General features: G+C 44.7%; 14 protein-coding genes and 1 tRNA gene. 9 read left to right on the forward strand and 6 right to left on the reverse strand.

Translation table 11 applies throughout. From position 1 onward, the window contains the following. Positions 1-40 precede the first annotated feature (40 nt). The 8 genes from JRG66_RS09080 to JRG66_RS09115 all read left to right on the forward strand — a co-directional run bounded on the left by JRG66_RS09080 (position 41) and on the right by JRG66_RS09115 (position 8,164). Positions 41-793 (forward strand): cyclase family protein, encoded by a 753-nt coding sequence (locus tag JRG66_RS09080; protein ID WP_265162450.1) that lies wholly within the window; start codon positions 41-43, stop codon positions 791-793. Then, positions 790-1,161: a DUF4260 domain-containing protein gene (locus tag JRG66_RS09085; protein ID WP_265162451.1), complete on the forward strand. Its 372-nt coding sequence runs from the start codon at positions 790-792 to the stop codon at positions 1,159-1,161. Before JRG66_RS09080 ends, JRG66_RS09085 begins: the two co-directional genes overlap by 4 nt. Positions 1,162-1,196: 35 nt before the next feature. Next, a complete protein-coding gene (locus JRG66_RS09090) occupies positions 1,197-1,556 on the forward strand; it encodes an MmcQ/YjbR family DNA-binding protein (RefSeq protein WP_265162452.1) in 360 nt (119 codons plus the stop codon). Positions 1,557-1,558: 2 nt separating this feature from the next. Further along, a complete protein-coding gene (locus tag JRG66_RS09095) occupies positions 1,559-3,331 on the forward strand; it encodes a MutS-related protein (RefSeq protein WP_265165429.1) in 1,773 nt (590 codons plus the stop codon). 199 nt (positions 3,332-3,530) lie between these two features. Then, on the forward strand, positions 3,531-4,532 hold the full coding sequence (locus tag JRG66_RS09100; protein WP_265162453.1) for a metal-dependent hydrolase: 1,002 nt from the start codon (positions 3,531-3,533) through the stop codon (positions 4,530-4,532). A 57-nt stretch (positions 4,533-4,589) separates the two neighbouring features. Then, the gene (locus JRG66_RS09105) at positions 4,590-6,305 is read left to right on the forward strand and encodes a DUF885 domain-containing protein (RefSeq protein ID WP_265162454.1); all 1,716 of its coding nucleotides are present in this window, start codon (positions 4,590-4,592) and stop codon (positions 6,303-6,305) included. Between the two features lie 232 nt (positions 6,306-6,537). Beyond that, positions 6,538-7,437: an EamA family transporter gene (locus JRG66_RS09110; RefSeq protein ID WP_265162455.1), complete on the forward strand. Its 900-nt coding sequence runs from the start codon at positions 6,538-6,540 to the stop codon at positions 7,435-7,437. Between the two features lie 151 nt (positions 7,438-7,588). Further along, a complete protein-coding gene (locus JRG66_RS09115; RefSeq protein WP_265162456.1) occupies positions 7,589-8,164 on the forward strand; it encodes a PhnA domain-containing protein in 576 nt (191 codons plus the stop codon). 156 nt (positions 8,165-8,320) lie between these two features. Here JRG66_RS09115 and JRG66_RS09120 read toward each other — a convergent pair whose 3' ends face one another. Beyond that, positions 8,321-9,718, reverse strand: a complete 1,398-nt coding sequence (locus JRG66_RS09120; protein WP_265162457.1) for a dipeptidase — start codon at positions 9,716-9,718, stop codon at positions 8,321-8,323. A 229-nt stretch (positions 9,719-9,947) separates the two neighbouring features. On the opposite strand from JRG66_RS09120, the gene JRG66_RS09125 reads away from it, so the two are divergent. Continuing rightward, a tRNA-Leu gene (locus JRG66_RS09125) sits at positions 9,948-10,029 on the forward strand. Between the two features lie 333 nt (positions 10,030-10,362). Here JRG66_RS09125 and JRG66_RS09130 read toward each other — a convergent pair. The 5 genes from JRG66_RS09130 to JRG66_RS09150 all read right to left on the reverse strand — a co-directional run bounded on the left by JRG66_RS09130 (position 10,363) and on the right by JRG66_RS09150 (position 16,921). Then, complete coding sequence (locus JRG66_RS09130; RefSeq protein ID WP_265162458.1) at positions 10,363-10,797, reverse strand: EF-hand domain-containing protein; 435 nt, start codon at positions 10,795-10,797, stop codon at positions 10,363-10,365. A 72-nt stretch (positions 10,798-10,869) separates the two neighbouring features. Continuing rightward, positions 10,870-12,249, reverse strand: coding sequence for a calcium:cation antiporter family protein (locus JRG66_RS09135; protein WP_265162459.1), 1,380 nt, complete (start codon positions 12,247-12,249; stop codon positions 10,870-10,872). Positions 12,250-12,871: 622 nt separating this feature from the next. Further along, complete coding sequence (locus tag JRG66_RS09140) at positions 12,872-13,048, reverse strand: hypothetical protein (protein WP_265162460.1); 177 nt, start codon at positions 13,046-13,048, stop codon at positions 12,872-12,874. 321 nt (positions 13,049-13,369) lie between these two features. Beyond that, positions 13,370-15,841, reverse strand: a complete 2,472-nt coding sequence (locus tag JRG66_RS09145; RefSeq protein ID WP_265162461.1) for a heavy metal translocating P-type ATPase — start codon at positions 15,839-15,841, stop codon at positions 13,370-13,372. A gap of 276 nt (positions 15,842-16,117) precedes the next feature. Continuing rightward, positions 16,118-16,921, reverse strand: coding sequence for a cation efflux transmembrane domain-containing protein (locus JRG66_RS09150; protein ID WP_265162462.1), 804 nt, complete (start codon positions 16,919-16,921; stop codon positions 16,118-16,120). Positions 16,922-16,949: the final 28 nt, after the last annotated feature.

Here is a 16,949-nt window from a genome sequence, read left to right on the forward strand (position 1 = left end):
GAAATTATCCTCTTATCTTTGACCTACTATAGATTAAAGAATGCAAGCCTTAGTTACATACAAGCAAACCAACTACAAAATTGACTTCTCCAAACCCCTGGATATTTCCCTGAGCCTTCGTGGAGATGATAAAAATCCGGTGGCATGGTATTTAAATGCCCCCAAAATCGAGCCCGTGCAGGATGGAAACTGGATAGGTAAAGTGGGCAGGGGCGGTTCGGTGAATTTCAATAATATTTATTTCAACCCGCATGGGCACACCACCCATACCGAATGTGTGGGGCATATCACGCCCGAATATCACGGGCTTAACGAGAGCCTGAAGACATTTTTCTTTTCAGCAAAATTAATTTCTGTTGAGCCTGTAAGATCGGGTGGAGATGAGGTGCTCACAAAAGACCAGCTAAAATGCCATTTTAGAGAGGGAGAGGCGCAGGCAATCATCATTCGCACGCTGCCCAACAGCATCGCGAAACGGAGCAAACACTATTCCCATACCAATTGGCCTTACCTGGAAGAAGAAGCCGCAGTTTACCTCAGGGAATGTGGGGTAGAACATCTTTTGATCGACCTGCCATCAATCGACAGGGAAGAGGATGGCGGGAAGTTACTCGCTCACAAGGCATTTTGGAACTACCCAAAGCACACGCGCTTTGGGGCCACAATTACCGAGCTGGTTTACGTGCCTTCACGAATTGAAGACGGTTTCTATTTTCTTAACCTGCAGCCGGCATCATTTGAGAACGACGCTGCCCCCTCAAAACCTGTGCTGTATAAACCTGAAAAAATATGAAGTTCAGCCTGCAACTGGAGGAACTGGCCATGCTGTTGCTGGGCCTCTTCGGCTTTACCTTGCTTGATTATTCCTGGTGGTGGTTTTTAACCCTCTTTCTGGCACCCGATCTTAGTATGATTGGTTATGCCTTCGGGAACATAACCGGGGCTTTCATGTACAACCTGTTTCACCATAGGGCAACAGCAATTTTCAGCTATTTTGCCGGCTTCTTTCTTGAGGTTCCGGGTTTGCAACTGGCGGGGCTCATAATTTTTTCACACGCCGCTTTTGATCGGCTCCTGGGCTACGGTTTAAAATATGAGCAGGGTTTTAAGTATACCCACCTGGGCACGATTGGCAAAACCAACACGACAAAATTTAAATAAGCGCCTCAACTGTACCGATTTCTTATCTTTGAGCTATGGACGTTGATAGCCTTAGAACGTATTGCCTTGCAAAACCCGGCGTGACCGAAGCACTGCCTTTTGGTCCCGATGCACTTGTATTTAAGGTGATGGGCAAAATGTTCGCGCTGGTGAACCTTGAAGGCGAACCCCTCAGTCTTAGTCTAAAATGTGATCCTGAAAGAGCCATTGCGCTTAGGGAGCAATTCCCCCAAATTGAGGGTGCTTACCACATGAATAAAAAACACTGGAACAGCCTTCAGGTGAAAATGCTTCCGCCGGGGCTGGTCACAGCATTAATAGACCATTCCTACACTTTGGTCACGCAAAACCTTCCGAAGAAACTTCAGCAGGAACTACAAAACCCACAAAATTAATGATGCAGGAACCCGCAGCTTTTTATCACGCACAAATTGAGAAATACCGCAGCCAGCTTAATGCCGCCGCCCGTAAACTGGGCTTTTCCAGCCTGCTGCGGCTACTGGTTTTTCTCGCCATCGTCTTTGCCGTTTATGCTTTTTGGGGCAACACCACCGCTGTTGTCGCTACTGTTCTTGCAGGAATAATCATTTTTGTGTTGCTGGTTACCCGGCATTCAGATTTGCGGTACGAGCGGGATAAATTCCGGGAACTTATTAAGATCAATGAGACCGAATTACAGGTTTTAAAACGGGATTTTCAGCATTTGCCCACCGGCTCCGAATTTTCAGATCCGCAGCACCCTTACAGCCAGGATGTTGATCTCTTCGGAAAAGCCTCCTTTTTCCAGTACCTCAATCGCACTTCCCTTGCTGAAGGAAAGGAAAAACTTGCACGGCTGCTGCTTTCAAATAATATTGACAACATTCACCTGAAGCAGGAAGCAGTAAAGGAAAGTGCCGAAAAAGCCGACTGGAGGCAAAATTTTTCGGCACTTGCAACCCTGGTAAAGACCGAAACCCGTACCGCCACCATCACCGGCTGGCTCAATGGTTACAAACATTTTGTTCCCGGCTTTATGAAATGGCTGCCATGGGTTTTTTCGGGCATTTCGGGGGTTGTGATTGCTGCATTTTTTCTTGACCTCATTGGCGGGATTGAACTTGCGCTCTGGTTCTTTGCAGGATTGCTCATCACCGGGTTCTTCCTAAAACGCATTAACCTGCTTTCCTCCAGCGTGAGTAAGGTGCAGGACACTTTTCACCAGTATTACCAGTTGCTCGGGCTTATTGAAAACACTACTTTTTCTTCACAGTTGCTAAAGGTGCAAAGGGAGCAGATAATTTCTGAAAAAAACAAGGCTTCGGCCATTCTAAAGCAGTTTTCAAAGGCTATAGATTCGCTCGATCAACGCAACAATATGATCTTTGGCGTGTTTGGAAATGGGTTTTTGTTGTGGGACCTTCGTTACTCCTACAAACTGGAGCAATGGATCAAAGACCACGGGCAGGTAGTTCCAAAATGGTTTGAAGTCATTGAATTTCTTGACGCTTACAATTCCCTCGGAAATTTTGCCTTCAACCATCCAAATTACGTTTTTCCCGAATTACACCACGATTCCCACATTGCTAAGGCCACCAGCCTGGCGCATCCGCTTCTGGACCCCGAAAAACGAGTGGCCAATGATTTTGCCATTGAGAAAGAGCAGTTCTTTATCATCACCGGGGCTAATATGGCCGGGAAAAGCACCTTTTTGAGAACTGTGAGCCTGCAAATACTCATGGGGAATGTTGGGCTTCCGGTTTGCGCCACCTCCTGCCATTACACCCCCATAAAATTGATTACCAGTATGCGGACTACCGATTCGCTCACAGATGACGAATCCTATTTCTTTTCAGAATTAAAGCGCCTCAAGTTTGTGGTAGATGAAATTAAAACCGATAAATATTTTATCATTTTAGACGAGATCCTGAAAGGAACCAACAGCACCGACAAAGCCATTGGATCGAGAAAATTCATTGAAAAGCTGGTTGGCTCACAGTCCACCGGAATCATTGCCACACACGATCTCAGCCTCTGCGAAGTTTCTGAAGAACTCCCGCAGGTGAAAAATTACTATTTTGATGCCGAGATCATCAATGACGAGCTCAATTTTGACTATCTCTTCAAAAAAGGAATCTGCCAGAATATGAATGCCTCTTTCCTGCTGAAGAAAATGGAAATTGTCGATTGAAGGTAGATTTTAGAGGTGCGAAATTAGAAGTTGGCGCAGATTTGCAATCCGTGCCGGGACTGGAATTGGAATTTGGAATTTGAAAAAATGAAATTGTGGATTAGCCCCTAACCCCCAAAGGAAAATTAGGCTTCAGAAAACGAAGTTCGCAGGATCCAAACCAATATGCATTATTCAATATACATTATACATTTCATAAGTGGATTCATTAACTCAAATCGTTCTTGGTGCCGCGGTGGGCGAGGCCGTTCTTGGCAGGAAAGCGGGCAATAAAGCCATGCTTTACGGCGCCATTGCCGGTACCATCCCCGACCTCGATGCCATTGCGGGAAATTTCACCGATACCATTACCGCCATTGAAATCCATCGCGGATTTTCCCATTCCATAGTGTTTTCGGTTCTGGCAGCGCCAGTATTTGGATATCTCATCTCAAAAATCGAACGAAAGTCGGGCGTGGGCTGGAAAAACTGGTCGTGGCTCATGTTCTGGGGCTTGTTGACCCACCCCATTCTCGATGCTTTCACCACCTGGGGCACCCGGCTGTTCTGGCCGCTGGAGGCGCGGCTGGCTTTTAAAAGCATCTTTGTCATAGACCCTTTGTACACCCTGCCTTTTCTGCTTTTTCTCATCCTAGCCATGCGCAGGAAAAAAGAGGATCCAAAAAGGGCAAAATTCAACCGCCTTGGCCTTATGGTGAGCAGCACTTACCTCATGCTTACTTTGGGTTTAAAGTTTGTGGCGCACCAGCAATTTGTAGATTGCCTTGAGCAGCAGGGCCATTTCTACAGCCGAATTGACACCCGCCCCACTCCATTGAACACCATTTTATGGGCGGCGAATGCCGAGGCAGAAAATGATTTTCTCATTGGCTACTACTCCTTTTTTGACGACCAGATAATAAGGTTTGAAGCCGTTCCCAAGAACCACTACTACCTTGGAGGTCTCAAAAATGACAAAAACGTGCAGCGTTTAATCGATATTTCCAAAGGCTGGTACACGATTTCAGAAAAAGATGGCGATTTGTATTTCAATGACCTTCGCTTCGGAAAATTGAATCCGCAGAATGAAGAATCAGATTTTGCTTTTAGCTATAAGCTCATTTCTGAAGGCGGTAGCATAAGGGCAGAAGAGGTTTCCAAACGTCCTGAAGATGCCCGGGAGATTTTGAGTGACCTCTGGGAGCGTATCAAAGGCAATTAATCCGGCAGCAGTTACTTCCGGAAAAAGCTATATTTATCACTCCACAAAAATTTGACCATGAAATACCTTTTTTGGCCCCTCAGCTTTATCTGTTTCTTCAGTTTTTCCGCGGCAATAAGTCAGAATTCTTCCGAAGCACTTAAGCGGGTGATAGAAAAGGTGCAGCAGCACGAGGCTTATGACCGGAAGGAATTTCCGTTAGGACTTTACACTGAAGAATACTATAAAAATGAAGCCGGTTTTGCCCGGGAACAGCTAAAAGAGCTGAAAAAAGTTGATAAAGCGACCCTTTCGGAAACAGAAAAGATTTCAGCCGAACTGTTGCGCTACGATTTGCAGGAAACGGTAGATTTTTACGAGTATGAGGCTTATTTGAACCCGTTGCTTTCAGATGCCGGTTTTCATGTGAGTCTGCCTTACCATGTGCGCGATCTCAGCGATTACGGGCAGGTGAAAACCTATCTCCAAAAGTTAAACGCCCTCCCGGCTTATGTAGATCAACACCTGGTTTTGCTTCGGAAAGGGATACAAAAAGGGCTTTTACAGCCCGCTGTTATTTTTGAGGGCTACGAAGCTACTTACAATGACCAGATTGTGGATGACCCGAAAGAAAGTTACTATTATTCGCCATTTTTGAAGCTTCCACAGACTTTGAGTGAGCAGCAGAAAGATTCGGTTCTGGCGGCGGCCAGGAAAGTTGTGGCCACAAAGGTGATCCCGCAGTTCAGGCGCATAAAAGCCTTTTTTGAGACCGAATATCTTCCGGCGGCGAGAAAAAAGATCGGAGTTTCAGAAATTCCGGGAGGCCGCGAATATTACCAAAACCGCCTCAATTACTATACAACGCTGAACCTTTCCGCAGAAGAGATCCACCAGAAAGGCCTTGAGGAGGTGGCGCGCATCAATGCCGAAATGAAAAAGATCATTGCTGAAGTGGGTTTTGAAGGCAGTTTTGAAGATTTTATACAATTTTTGCGCACCCATGAGCAGTTTTATGCCCAGACAGGCGAGGAGCTGCTGAAGGAGGCACGTGATATTGCCAAGCGCATCGATGCCGAACTTCCAAAATTTTTCAGGACCCTGCCGCGAAAACCTTATGGCGTGGCGCCTGTACCCGATGCCATTGCGCCAAAATACACCACCGGCAGGTATGTTGGTGCTTCTCATGAAACCCAGCCGGGATATTACTGGGTGAACACGTATAACTTGCCGAACCGGCCTCTTTACGTGCTGCCGGCACTTACCGCGCATGAGGCCGTGCCGGGGCACCACCTGCAAATTTCTTTGAATGGCGAGTTGGGTGACAGCATCCCGAAGTTTAGAAAGCACTTTTATTTATCGGCTTTTGGAGAGGGCTGGGGGCTTTATGCCGAAACTTTAGCCGAAGAAATGGGCATTTACAGAACCCCCTATGAACAGTTCGGGAAACTGACTTATGAACAGTGGCGCGCCGGCCGACTCGTAGTTGATACCGGAATTCACGCCATGGGCTGGACCCGCGAACAGGCTGTGGAGTTTTTGCGCGCCAATACCGCACTTTCGCTGCACAATATTAATACTGAAGTTGACCGGTACATCTCATGGCCGGGGCAGGCTGTTTCTTATAAGATTGGGGAAATGAAGATCCGCGAACTCCGAAAAAAAGCCGAAGCCGCTCTGGGGCCCGATTTTGACATCAGGAAATTCCATGAGATCATTCTCGAACAGGGCACGGTAACCCTGCCCATCATGGAGGAAAGGGTGGAGGCGTATATTGAGAGGAGTTTGAAGTAATATTTTAAAGGCCTCACAGGTTTCCAAAACCTGTGAGGCCTATTATTTAAATACGAATGCGACTCTTTACAAAACTATAAATCCTACAGCCAAATAACATTCCAAAAAAACTTTTCCCGCTTCGTTAAAATAAGCTACTTTTGCACCCGCAAAAATTCTTTCTAAACACAGGATTTTTTCCAGATAAATCCAATTCTTAAAATCATCTGCAGGCTTCCTGCAATCTCTACTTATGAACAACTCTATACTTAAAGGCAGCCTTTTCGTTGCACTTGGGGCGATTAGCTATGGAATGCTCACTACCTTTGTAAAAATGGCCTATGCCGAAGGCTACACCTCTCATGAGATCACGTTCTCCCAAATGGCCCTTGGCCTTGCGGGCTTAGTGCTTATCAACATTTTTATAAGGAAGGAAAAAGCAGCTGCCCCCATTCAGAAGAAATCAAAAAGCATTATAAAACTTGTGGCTGCAGGAACTTCCCTGGGCCTTACCAGTACTTTCTACTACCTGGCAGCAAAATATATCCCGGTCTCCATTGGGATTGTGCTGTTAATGCAAAGCGTATGGATGGGCGTGGTGCTTGAGGCTTTACTCGAAAAGAAAGCCCCGGGCGCTAAAAAGGTGTTTGCGGTAATTGCCATCCTGGCGGGCACCGTGCTGGCGACAAATCTTTTGGCCGACTCTTTCCAGCTGGACTGGAGAGGGATGGGATGGGGGCTGCTTGCCGCCATGTCTTACACCGTGACTATTTACACTTCCAATACCGTGGCACTACAGCTGCATCCTTTAAGAAGAAGTTTGTGGATGATGCTGGGCGGTACACTTATTGTCGGGATCATTTCATTCCCGTTTTTAATTGAGCAGTTTAACCTGCAAATAATCCAGAAATGGGGGCTTATTCTTGCCCTTTTTGGAACCATACTTCCTCCCATCCTTTACACCCGGGGAATGCCAAAAACAGGAGTGGGGCTTGGAGCTATCGTTTCCTCAATCGAACTTCCGGCAGCAGTACTTATGGCTTATTTCCTCCTTAGCGAGAGGGTAGATATGTATCAATGGGCGGGAATTATACTGATCTTAATCGCGGTAATCCAGATGAACCTGCCAAACTTCAGGCGTGGGAAAGCCTGAATATTAGCTTCGGAAACTACTTCGGAAAGCGAGGGAATACGAGTTCAAAATTTTTCAGAAAGCTTCCGAAGAGAACATTTTTTCTGCTACTGCTAAAGCTGAAATTTTCTAAAACCTGAAAACAGTATCTTTGTCTTAAATATTTCTTAAAATGAGCTTAGAGCAAGACCTTTTTCAAAGAAGTTCCTCCCAGTGTGAGCTTTGTACTTCTACCAATGATCTACAGGTGTATGAAATCCCAGATTCTCCTGAAGGCAATGAACATCATATTCTTATTTGTGCTACCTGCAAAGACCAGATAGAAGACCCCGGGAAAACCGACCCTAACCACTGGAGGTGTTTGAACGACAGTATGTGGAGTGCGGTCCCTGCTGTTCAGGTCATGGCCTGGCGCATGTTGAACCGCCTCAAAGCTGAAGGCTGGCCGCAAGACCTGCTTGATATGATGTACATGGAAGAAGAGCAGCTGGCCTGGGCAAAATCGGGGCAGGCAACGGGTGAAATTCAGGGTACTGTGGTGCACAAAGATTCCAACGGGGCCAAGATCGAAGCGGGAGATACCGTGGTTTTAATTAAAGATCTGCCGGTAAGGGGCTCGAGCCTGGTAGCCAAAAGGGGAACGGCCGTAAGAAGGGTTTCGCTGGTACACGACAATCCGGAGCAGATAGAAGGGAAGGTAGAAGGGCAGCAGATCGTGATCCTTACAAAGTTCGTTAAGAAGACATAAATAATATACAAACCGCGGAATTTCTGCGACTTCACAGCATGAGAAAAGGCCTCACTGTTTTTCAAAAGCAGTGAGGCCTTTTGTAATTTAAACCTATCGAGGTCTCAAAGACCTGTTAGGTTTGGCATATTAAGTTGTTTTATGTAGTGTATACTGCTACTTCTCTGCCTGCTTCAGCTTGGCGAAGTGCTTGTAGAAATACGGAATGGTTTCAATTCCCTTCAGGTAATTCCAGATCCCGAAGTGCTCATTGGGGGAGTGGATGGCATCGGTATCCAGGCCAAAGCCCATCAGGATGGTCTTACTCTTCAGTTCCTTCTCAAAAAGGGCAACTATGGGAATGCTTCCCCCGCTGTGCTGCGGGATAGGGTCTTTCCCAAAGACTTCGGCATAAGCATCGTTTGCAGCCTGATATTCCAGTGTATCTATAGGCGTGACGTAGGCCTGACCGCCGTGATGAGTGGTCACCTTTACTTTTACACTTTTGGGGGCAAGGCTTTCAAAGTATTTGGTGAACAGCTCACTTATCTTCTTCCAGTCCTGGTCACTTACAAGGCGCATCGAAATTTTAGCGTAAGCCTTGGAAGGAAGCACGGTCTTGGCGCCTTCGCCGGTGTAGCCTCCCCAAATCCCGTTTACGTCTAAGGTGGGGCGAATTGAAGCGCGTTCGAGCGTGGTGTAGCCTTCTTCCCCATGCACATCATCAATATCGAGTTTCTTTTTGTAAGCTTCGAGGTCAAAAGGAGCTTCGGCCATTTTTTTTCTTTCAGCTTCGCTGTATTCCTTAACATCGTCATAGAAGCCGGGTACGGTGATGCGGTTGTTCTCATCCTGTAAATTAGCGATCATCTTTGAAAGCACATTTATGGGGTTGGCAACTGCTCCGCCATAGAGTCCGCTGTGCAGGTCGCGGTTTGGTCCGGTAACTTCCACTTCCATATAGCTCAGTCCGCGAAGACCGGTAGTGATGGAAGGGGTGTCTTTGGCGATCATCCCGGTATCGCTGATGAGGATCACATCATTCTGCAGTTTTTCCTTATTTTTCTCAATAAACCAGCCCAGGTGTTCACTTCCAACTTCCTCTTCTCCTTCAATCATGAATTTTACATTACACGGAAGCTGATTGTTCTTCGTCATGTATTCCACGGCCTTTACGTGCATGTACATCTGCCCCTTGTCGTCGCAGGCACCCCTGGCAAAAATGGCACCTTCGGGGTGAATTTCGGTTTCTTTGATCACCGGCTCAAATGGCGGACTCTCCCAAAGGTCAACCGGATCTGGGGGTTGCACATCATAATGGCCGTAGACGAGTACGGTGGGCAGGTTCTTATCGATGATCTTTTCGCCATACACAACCGGGTGCCCCGGAGTCTCGTGGATCTCGGCCACATCACACCCGGCGTCTAAGAGGCTTTGTTTAACCGCTTCGGCGGTTTTTAGCAGTTCTTTTTTGTATTTGGAATCGGCACTAATGGACGGGATCTTCAACAGCTCCACGAGTTCGTCAATGAACCGCTGTTTATTCTCATCCACATATTTCTTGATGTCTTGCATGTGTATAATTTTGGTATGAAAGTAAAGGTAATAAAATTAGATGTGAGTCATTAGACCTGAGGTTTTAGTCTTGAGACTTAGCCCAGGCCTAAATATTGATAACTGAAATCTTATGTCTGAATTTTTTTTCATGCTCGGATGAAAAAAAAATGTTTTTCCATTTGCAGATTCAAACTTATGCTTATATTTGCATCCGCTTACAACAAGCAATCATATTGAAATTACCAATGCGGGCGTGGTGGAATTGGTAGACACGCTAGACTTAGGATCTAGTGCCTTACGGTGTGAGAGTTCGAGTCTCTCCGCCCGCACAGACTGAGAAAGCCGACTTTAACGAGTCGGCTTTTTTATTTGGGGTACAACATAGGTACAACATAGAATTCAACTTCTACTTCTGAATTTATATAGTGGCAATGGAATCCAGTTGTATTCAAATATTATAGGCTTTCCAGAGTATGGTGTGAATTGGAATAACTTCTAAACTAACTGATCTCTTTGTTTTTTTAGAAAACCTTCAAGACTTCAAAAGAATTGAAGAAGCTATATGTTAGTCAAAGCTCTACCTTTGTCACTTAGAACGTCTCAAAAGTTCTATTCAATGTAGGAGTCCTAGAAAATTTCTTGCAATAGGACATTTCTCATTCTTAATTCGTTTTACCCTTCTTCCCGCCTCCTTCCTTGTACAACCTTATAAATTCTTTTTTGGTAATTTGGCTATTGATATCCTTATCTGCGACTTCAAATAATCCTTCATTAAACTCTTCCATTGACACTTTATTATTACCATCCAGATCCCACTCTCCAAATTCTTCCACTGCGGAAATTTGGTAACCACCCAGAAAATCATTTACACCATTGTACCACTCCTCTTCGCTTAAAGTACCGTTACGATTCTGGTCCCATTTTCCAAAATAGTCCATTTCGGCGATTGCATTGAGAAATTCCTCGTCATTTAGATTGTTATTCTGGTCTTTATTGAATGCCTTGTATAATTTTGCTCCTTCGCCATCCTGACCACAGGCTAGTCCAAAGATGAGAATAGTCAGAATACTTTTAGAAAACAGTTTACGGTTCATCATTTTTACACTTATTTAATTCAGAAATTAAAAACTTTATGGCAGTTGTTAATTCTCCGGGTACAGCAGGTACGGTCATTTTTTGCGTTGCGACCCGCTTCCTTCCAGGTAGAGATCCACGAATTCGGTTTCACTGATCTGCCTGTTTTGATCCCTATCGGTCAGTTCAAATAATCCTTCTCTAAACTCTTCCACGGAAATTTTGCTATCCCCATTCAGATCCCACTCACCAAACTCTTCCACCTGCCGAACTTCGTAACCACCCAGGTATTCGCTGATGCCGGCTTTCCATTCGTTTTCATTGATGTATTGATCCCTGTCCTGATTCCAGTCTTTAAAATAGCCTATTTTGTCTACTGCCATAAAAAATTCTTGATCTTCCAGGTAATCATTCCCATCCTGATTGAAGATTTTGAAGTGGTTGGCTCCTGCACCGGTTTTACCACTAAAGATCTGCAGAACTCCAAATAAGATAACTCCAACATACACGATAAGCACGGCACCAAGGGTAAAAACCTGCCAAAGCTTAAAACCATGTTCGTCTCCACTACTTCCCCAATGAATAAAAGCTGCATAAAGAATGGCAACTAAGCCAACAAAGCAGAGGACGGTTACGAAGAGGGGAAAATTCTTTACCTGCAAACCGACTAACGCCAGCGGGAAAAATGCTACTGTAAGAGTTACAGCATGATCTCCTATAACGCTTGTCACGGCAGAACTTATTTGTCCGCTTTTGGCAACGCTCCAGGTAGCAAATATTTCCGGCAGGGCTGCCAGAGGAGCTGTTATAAACAGGCCACCCACTACTTTAGAAATTCCAAAGGCAGCAACTAGATTTTCTGTGGCACGTACTGTAAAAAAAGCGCCTATAGCTAAAGCTACCACTCCTGCAACCGCAAGCCATATTTCTTTCTTTTTCCATTCTACTTTTTCACTTTCTTTTTTACCTCTAAGGAGAGCCTGAGTGAGAAAAGCAACATACATTCCTAACATGATCCAGCCATCTATAGGCTGTAGTCCTCTCCATGCAGCAGGAACAGTGAGAATCGCAACTACTGCAACGATAACAAGATAGGGTAGGGCCTGCACTGTTACAGCAGTAGGATCCACTTTCAGGAGGTGCTCCTTTTTATGCTTCTGGTGATTTTTACCTTCCTTATCTTTTTTCAGGTGTCTGGTCGCAATGTAGGCCGTAATTACCATTAGCGGAATGGCGATCACATTGGAGCCGAACATGGTACCCAGACCGATATCACCAACCCCGGTCATCGCACTTGTAATATTTATGCCGATTTCAGGACTTGCTGCTGCTAAACCAATAAGGGCACCACCGGCAGCTACCGAAAAGCCCCACTGTTTTCTTAGCTTTTTCAAAGGTGTTGCTAAATGTTCTGCGCCCCAATGTGCCAGCCATACGGCGGCAAGCAATACTAATGCCCATAACCAGGTACTCATAATAATTTTTAAAATTTAAATTCAGTTTCATTAAAAAAATTCAGCCTTCCAGATACACTGTAAGCAACGCAAAAAGACCAAATCGGCAGGCAAAGCAACAGATGCAAAAGTGGGATCCGGCTTGATATGTGCCTCTGTTAGCATTTCTTTTACAGATACTCTAATTAAAATCTGCGGTAAAAGCGAGAAGGCTAAACTTTACAGTTTCAGCACTATCCCGGACCGCCCAATAACCGATGGTTGCACCGAGGAGAATAGGAATGACGAACCCGACTGCAAGTAAATAGCGCAATTTCTTAGGTACTCCCTTCCCACCTTAGCTAAAATGAAACCTGCGGCAAAGTGGAGCGATAAGCGTAAATTCCTTTCCGAAACATTCATGGATTCCGCCAATATGCCTCCGGCAAAATTTCCAGCGGCAGGCAAAGCTGCGAATAGTATTACAACTAAAAGGTCGCCCCATTACTTCCATTTTCGGTTCGACATAGAACCGATCTCATCCTAAAATAAAGATATTGGCCTAGCTTTCTTCTTAAACTTCTGTTATTTATAATTCTTTAGGAATCAGTAAGGAGCTGTAAATTGTCATTAAAATAAGCTTTAATATCACAAGGAAAATGGTTTATCCTTCCATGTCGTAAAACCATTCTTCCGCTCTTTTTATAGCTTCAGTTATGGCCTCTTTTTCGCTATACTTCCCCTGCCTCATAAGCTGGTTAGCTATATAAAGAGCTTTTTCTTTGACAAGTGGATCTAATGCGTTCAGATCAGTCTTAAAATTTTCAAAGATCCAGTCCATATTGTGCGGTTAGTTTCATTGTTTGCAGAGCTAAAGGACTTCCTTTAAAACGAACCAGTAAAGCAGGAAAGACAATATGAGTATTCCGAGAAGCATAATAATACCGTTTACTTTATCCTTTTTCGTGATATTACTTTTTGAAGGCCTGGTGTCCTTTTTTAGCCGTGTTTTTCTTTTGTTTTTTGGGTTTACAGACATGCCAGTGAAATTTGTTGTTCTTTTCCGCTTTCAGGATGAGTTCATCGAAGCGGATTAAATTTATATTTAATTAAACGTCATAATTACGATAAAGAGCTTCTAAAACCTCTAGGGTAATTGCTGTTATTTCTTATATGCCAATAGTCTCAATGCATTTCCGACAACCACAAGCGTAGAACCCTCATGAATGAGTACGGCAATCCCAATACCGGCAAAACTGAAGATAGTGGCGGGTATAAGCAAGGCTGTGACGCCAAGGCTTACCCAAAGATTCTGTTTTATTATACTTTTACTTCTTCGGCTCAAACCAATCGCGAAAGGAAGATCATTCAAGTTGTCAGCCATTAAAGCAATATCTGCTGTCTCGAGGGCGACGTCTGATCCGGCTGCACCCATAGCAATTCCAACTGTGCTTTTTGCCATTGCCGGGGCATCGTTTACGCCGTCTCCCACCATGGCCACTTTGTTTTCCTGCTGCCTGAGCTTCTTGATAGCATCCACTTTATCTTCTGGAAGCAAACCGCCCCAAGCATCGGTAATTTCTATTTCAGCTGCCACACTGTCTGCCACCTGCTGGTTGTCGCCAGTCAACATGATCATTCGACGGATACCAATTTTTTTTAATCTCTTAATAACACTTTTAGCTTCGTCTTTTGGTGTATCCATTAAACCGATAATTCCCAGAAAGCTGCTGCCTTTTCGCAGAATCATAGCCGTATTACCACCCGATTCAACCTCTTTCAGTTTAGCTGATAAATCGGGAGGAAGTTGGATATTAAGTTCTTCTTCAAAAAGGCCTTTATTCCCAATAAATACTTCCTCTCCCCGAAATTCTGCTTTAACCCCTCTTCCGGTCACGGATTGCAAATTTTTTGCTTCTTCAATGGATATGCCTGATAACCTTTCTTTTCCTCCTTTTACAACAGCTGCAGCCAAAGGATGGTCACTCAGTTTTTCTACCGCAATGGCTACTATAAGAAGTTCTTCTTCTGAGACACCACCATGCGGTGCAACTACGGTTAATTTAGGTTTGCCCTCAGTTAAAGTACCGGTTTTATCAAAGGCCAGGGCAGTTAGCTCCCCCAAATCTTCCAGAGGACGACCTCCTTTTATCAGCACTCCGCCGCGGGCAGCCCTTGCCACTCCACTTAACACCGCACTGGGGGTGGAAATAGCCAAGGCACATGGGCTTGCCGCCACCAAGACTGCCATTGCCCTGTAAAAGCTATCGCCAAAAGTTTCATCTATTACCAGAAAGGCAAAAAGCAAGAGCACAACCAGGGTAAGGACAGAAGGCACAAAGTACTTTTCAAATTTATCTGTGAATTGCTGGGTAGGGGACTTCTGCGTTTCGGCTTCTTTTACCAGTTTTACCAGACGCGATAAAGTAGAATCCTTCGCTTCCTTAATTACTTTTACTTCTAATACGCTGCTACCGTTAATGGTGCCCGAAAACACCCGGTGCTCGGCAGGGATTTTATTTTCATCTTTGTAATTTAATGAGGGATCCTCTACCGGCCTTTTGTCTACCGGCACACTTTCACCCGTAATAGGCGCCTGATTTACACTGCTGGTTCCTTTCACTACAACGCCATCAGCAGAAATTTTGCTGTTGGGTTTAATAATAATCACATCCCCTCGCTTAAGGGCTTCCACCGGCACCTCTTCCTGTCGGTCACCGCGGCGTACCAGCGCTGTCTTTGGGGCAAGGTCAGCCAGGGCGGCAATCGATTTCCGGGCTTTGTTCATCGCATAATGCTCCAGCGCATGACCTATGCTAAACAAGAAGAGCAATAAAGCACCTTCGGCCCATTCTCCTAAAGCAGCCGCTCCTATGGCGGCTACGAGCATCAAAAAGTCAATTTCAAAATTTCCCTTTGCAACAGCTTCTATGGCTTCTTTTGCGGTGTAATAGCCCCCAAAAAAATAGGCACCAATGTACAGGGCCAGCGGTATCCAATAAGATATGCCTTCAATAAAACTTAGACCAAAGCCGATTCCCAGGAGAGATCCACATATGATAGCAAAGATCAATTCTGTATTGGCTCCAAAGATTCCCCCATGGGTATGCTCATGGCCTTCTTCTTCGTGTTTGTGTTCACTCTGCTCTTTACTGGAAGGTCGGTCAGATTTTCCCTGTTTTTCCACCCTTTCCAGGATTTCCAGGTCATTCTTTCGAATAGCTTCTTTTATGGCTTCTTCATTTGTTTGAGTCCGATCGAATTCCACACGAATAGTACCGGAACCGGAAACCTGCGCATCGATCACCCCTTTTGTGTCACTTATGTGGGCTGTCAAGGTACGTGCATGGCGCTGGTGGCGCACCCCTTCCACTTCATATACGACGTGGCTGAACTGATCGGTTAGTTTCGCCCCGGAATTACGGGCTATTTCCTGCACCCGCTCGAGAGTAATGATTTCAGGCTGAAAATGGATGCAGAGTTTACTTTCTCCAGCCGTGGTGTTATCCTTAACATGTACCTTGTCAATTCCTTCTCTTCCTTCCAGCATATCCATTATTCTGGAAACGCAATGATCCTTTTCATCCGGAACATCGGGAAGCAGTACGGGTATATCTAATTCTATTTTTTTCATTAATTGAAGAATAGTGTATAAATGTCATCGGTACTTAAAGATAACCATTTCATCACAAAAGAGGCTGGGAATAAACCTTATGACTTTCTTAAAAAAAGGAGATATCCATGACGGATAGAGTGGTGCGTGCTCAGTCACTCCAGCTTTTTCTATTGTTTTATACTTGAGAAATTCGTTTTAAACGGAAAAGAAAAGATACTTCAACTTTCACTGAACAAACATTTTTTCCATTCCCAATGAAATCTATTACAGCAATTAGGAGTTAGAAATAACATTTTACCTCCCCAGTTTCAAAATCCTTATGGCACCACGAGTCACTATCATAAATACAATAGCACCAATAATAAGATCGGGTAGTTTAGATTCTGTAAAATAAACAAGGACACCGGCCACAATTACACCTGCATTGATGATAATATCATTCGAGGTAAAGATCATGCTGGCCTGCATATGGGCTTCCTTGCTTTTTGATCTTTGCAGGAGGTAAAGAGAGAACGAATTCGCCAGTAAGGCCAGTATGGAGACGATGATCATGGTTCGGAATTCCGGTAGTTCCTCCATCCCTATGAACCTGCGGATTACCTCAGCGATCCCGACGATAGCCAGCGTTAATTGGAAATAGCCACTGAGACTGGCAGTTCTTTTCTTCCTCTTCACGGTACTTCCGATAGCAAAAAGGCTTAACCCGTATACCAGGGCATCCGCCAGCATATCCAGAGAATCGGCTACGAGACCCATCGAGTCTGAAAGTAAGCCTGTAGTAATTTCAATTACAAAAAACGCAAAATTGATTCCCAGCACAGTCCAGAGCATCTTTTTTTGCCCTGTATTCTCTGCCAGCATCAGTTCTTCTTCCTCTTCAGCAGCTTTTTCTTTCTTTAAAATGGAAGACCCCAGATTTAGGGATTCGAAAGACTCTCTTATTTTTTCCAGCTCGCCCTCATGTAATATCATGACCTGCCGGTTCGGAATATCAAAATCAAGAAATTTTACAGCTTCTATATTATCAAGTTTCATTCGAATTAGATTCTCCTCAGAAGGACAATCCATTTGATTTACCCGAAAAGTTGTTTTATTCATAAGTCATTCCTAAAAAGTTAAACCACTC

The organism is Salinimicrobium tongyeongense (genome assembly GCF_026109735.1).
Taxonomy (GTDB): domain Bacteria; phylum Bacteroidota; class Bacteroidia; order Flavobacteriales; family Flavobacteriaceae; genus Salinimicrobium; species Salinimicrobium tongyeongense.

What these genes read in the sequence shown, in the direction of transcription:
- JRG66_RS09080 (WP_265162450.1), top strand. Translation starts at nt 41, where the DNA reads ATGCAAGCCTTAGTTACATACAAGCAAACCAACTACAAAATTGACTTC.
- JRG66_RS09085 (WP_265162451.1), top strand. Translation starts at nt 790, where the DNA reads ATGAAGTTCAGCCTGCAACTGGAGGAACTGGCCATGCTGTTGCTGGGC.
- JRG66_RS09090 (WP_265162452.1), top strand. Translation starts at nt 1,197, where the DNA reads ATGGACGTTGATAGCCTTAGAACGTATTGCCTTGCAAAACCCGGCGTG.
- JRG66_RS09095 (WP_265165429.1), top strand. Translation starts at nt 1,559, where the DNA reads ATGCAGGAACCCGCAGCTTTTTATCACGCACAAATTGAGAAATACCGC.
- JRG66_RS09105 (WP_265162454.1), top strand. Translation starts at nt 4,590, where the DNA reads ATGAAATACCTTTTTTGGCCCCTCAGCTTTATCTGTTTCTTCAGTTTT.
- JRG66_RS09110 (WP_265162455.1), top strand. Translation starts at nt 6,538, where the DNA reads ATGAACAACTCTATACTTAAAGGCAGCCTTTTCGTTGCACTTGGGGCG.
- JRG66_RS09115 (WP_265162456.1), top strand. Translation starts at nt 7,589, where the DNA reads ATGAGCTTAGAGCAAGACCTTTTTCAAAGAAGTTCCTCCCAGTGTGAG.
- JRG66_RS09120 (WP_265162457.1), bottom strand. Translation starts at nt 9,718, where the DNA reads ATGCAAGACATCAAGAAATATGTGGATGAGAATAAACAGCGGTTCATT.
- JRG66_RS09130 (WP_265162458.1), bottom strand. Translation starts at nt 10,797, where the DNA reads ATGATGAACCGTAAACTGTTTTCTAAAAGTATTCTGACTATTCTCATC.
- JRG66_RS09135 (WP_265162459.1), bottom strand. Translation starts at nt 12,249, where the DNA reads ATGAGTACCTGGTTATGGGCATTAGTATTGCTTGCCGCCGTATGGCTG.
- JRG66_RS09140 (WP_265162460.1), bottom strand. Translation starts at nt 13,048, where the DNA reads ATGGACTGGATCTTTGAAAATTTTAAGACTGATCTGAACGCATTAGAT.
- JRG66_RS09145 (WP_265162461.1), bottom strand. Translation starts at nt 15,841, where the DNA reads ATGAAAAAAATAGAATTAGATATACCCGTACTGCTTCCCGATGTTCCG.
- JRG66_RS09150 (WP_265162462.1), bottom strand. Translation starts at nt 16,921, where the DNA reads ATGAATAAAACAACTTTTCGGGTAAATCAAATGGATTGTCCTTCTGAG.